At 48.9% G+C, this 2,938-nt stretch carries 2 protein-coding genes; both read left to right on the forward strand.

All coding sequences use genetic code 11. The features are described from left to right. The first annotated feature begins 46 nt into the window (after positions 1-46). Positions 47-943: a type II secretion system protein GspC gene (gene gspC, locus KDK16_RS12980; RefSeq protein WP_257254462.1), complete on the forward strand. Its 897-nt coding sequence runs from the start codon at positions 47-49 to the stop codon at positions 941-943. A gap of 116 nt (positions 944-1,059) precedes the next feature. Then, a partial coding sequence (gene gspD, locus KDK16_RS12985; protein WP_257276447.1) for a type II secretion system secretin GspD occupies positions 1,060-2,938 on the forward strand: 1,879 nt, incomplete at its 3' end.

The raw sequence follows: 2,938 nt of genomic DNA on the forward strand, positions 1-2,938 counted from the left end.
TTTATGGGCATTGGACTGATAAACGAATTGATGAATAAGTTGTACCATGCCACCAACCCTGCTCAACAGACTAAAAGCCTCTGGCCCTCTGTCCTCGCCTGACTTTAACATTGCCGGTGTGTTGTCACAGACCGGCGTGCGGCGACTGATTATTGGCTGTGAAGTACTGCTGGTCATTCTTCTGACTCAGCAGCTGGCTCGTCTTACATGGCAAGTCCTGAAAGGTTCTGACAGCGCCACGATTCATTCTTGGCAGCCTCAATCAACGGTGGTAAATGGTCGTCAATCGGAACAGGATGCCTACCCTGCGCTGAATGACTTTCATCTGTTTGGTCAGGAGCCTGTCAAGCTGAAACAAACGGATAAAAGCGATATCGACCCCAACGCCGTTCCAAAGTCCCGCCTGTCTGCAAAAGTAACCGGTATTGTTGCCAGTTCAGTTCCTGCTGATTCCGTCGCTGTGATTCATTCCGGTGGCCGTGATCGCACTTATCGAATTGGTGAAAAGCTTCAGGGTTCCAGTGCTGAAGTGAAAGATATTTATGAAGATCGGGTGATTGTATTCAACAGGGGCAAGCTCGAAGCCTTGTTGCTTTACCCCGATGAAGCGGATCGAAAAGTAGAAAAAAGAGACAGTAGTCGTTTGGCAGAATTACGTCAACGAGTGATCTCTGATCCAGCCTCTTTTACGGATTTTGTCCAGATCAACGCGGCTCAGAAGGATGGTCAGCTGGTTGGCTATCAGTTAACCCCTGGCAAGCTTCCTGACGTTTTTCGTGAGTCAGGCCTGAAGCCTGATGATATAGCCCTGTCTATTAACGGATATGACCTGAGTGACAGCAACGACACCATGAAGCTGCTGCAGGAAATCAAGCAGCTCACCCAGCTATCGATGACCATTGAAAGAAATGGTCGTCTCTATGAAATAGAAGTCAGACTATGAGTGTTAGAGGAAAAACAGGGTTATTAATATTATTCCCTGAATCGCTTAGCGGGGCCATGGCCCGGAAATGTGTAAATCAGGATGTTATGAGACGGCTGCGCAGACAGATCTGCTCAGTGACAGCAGGAATTTTACTGGCTACAACATCTTTTTTTGCCGGTCAGACATCTGCCAATTTCCAGCAATATTCTGCCAGTTTTGAAAAGGCCGATATTGCTGAATTTGCCAGTACAGTCAGCGCCACTCTGAACAAAACCATTATTCTGGACCCCGCTGTGCGTGGCTCTGTAACGGTCCGTTCCTATGACAAACTCAATGCTGAACAATACTATCAGCTCTTTTTGAACGTTCTGGAAGTCCACGGTTTTGCCGTTATCGAACAAGAGAATAATGTCCTGAAAATTGTTCAGGACAAGAACGCAAAAATGTCGGCGATTGCACTGGCTGACAGGCAAAAGCCGGGGCAGGGTGATGAGTTTGTTACCTGGGTGCTACCGGTTCAGAACGTGCCGGTGAGAGAACTGTCTCCGTTATTGCGCCAGCTGAATGATACAGCGGGCAATGTCGTTCACTACGACCCCTCCAACATTCTTCTGATGACCGGCCGTGCAGCCAATGTGAAGCGTCTGGTTGAGATTGTCAGACGAGTGGATATGGCCGGCAACCGAAACTTCTCGGTTATTCAGCTCGAGTACGCTTCTGCTTCTGAAATGCAGCGAATTCTCACTTCCCTGCTGCAGGAAAAAGGCGGCAAGGGCAGTACTTCCCGGGTGACCGTGGTTGCTGATGATCGCAGCAATCGACTGATTGTTGCCGGCCAGACAAGACAACTGCAAAAAGTGAATCGTATTGTCTATCAACTGGATGCCGAACAGGAATCATCCGGCAATACCCGCGTCTTCTATTTGAGGTATGCCAAGGCGGAAGAACTGAAAGAAGTCATGGAAGGTGTGGGTCAAACGGTTCAGGCAGAAAAAGACAGCGGTAAGACAGTTGTTCGTAATAACCAGAAGTTCAGTATCAATGTTCATGAGCAAACCAACGCTCTGGTGGTCACCGCTCAGCCAGACATTATGAAAAGTCTGGAAAGTGTCATCAAGCAGCTTGATATTCGTCGTGCCCAGGTTCTGGTCGAAGCCATTATCGTTGAGGTAGCGGATGGCGATGGCATTAACCTCTCCTTCCAGCTAGCCAATGCTAACAGCGGCAGTATGATGCAGTTTAACGATGGCCGAACGGTTCCGATTGGCCAGATCATGGCCGGTCTGAAAGATGCTGAAGATAAGCCAGGCTCAACAGTCATCAGTGAAAATGGCAATGTCACTGTCAATCCTGATCAGCCGGGTGATTACACCAAATTATATGATGCTCTGGCCGGTGTTTCTGGTGCGGCCTTCAGTATCACATCCGGCGACTGGACAGCCCTTTTGCAGGCTGTTACCAGCTCAACAAAATCCAATGTTCTGGCGACTCCGAGCCTGATGACGCTGGATAACGAAGAGTCTTCTTTCATAGTGGGCGACGAAGTCCCTGTTATCACCGGTTCTGCCTCCAGTTCAAACAACGACAACCCTTTCCAGACCGTAGAGCGTAAGGAAGTAGGTGTGAAGATGACTGTTAAGCCCCAGATCAATGAGGGAGATTCGGTGATGCTGGATATTACTCAGGAAGTGTCTGGTGTTAATGGTACCACATCCGTCGATGTCACTTTCTCCAAACGTGAAGTGAAAACATCCATCATGGCACGCAGTGGTGACACCATTGTTATTGGCGGATTGCTGGATGAAGACGTGCAGGAAAGTGTTTCCAAAGTGCCACTGCTGGGTGACATTCCCTACATAGGTGCTCTCTTTCGCTCCACCTCCAGCGAGGTGAAAAAGCGTAACCTGATGGTCTTCCTGAGGCCCACCATCATTCGTGACGATAACATCCTGACCAGTATCAGCGGTAAGAAATACAGCTATATGCGTGCCCGACAGCTGGATCGTCGTGATC

It is taken from the genome of Endozoicomonas sp. SESOKO4 (assembly GCF_024606275.1).

Coding starts and splice junctions, on each gene's coding strand:
- gspC (WP_257254462.1), top strand. CDS start 47: ATGCCACCAACCCTGCTCAACAGACTAAAAGCCTCTGGCCCTCTGTCC.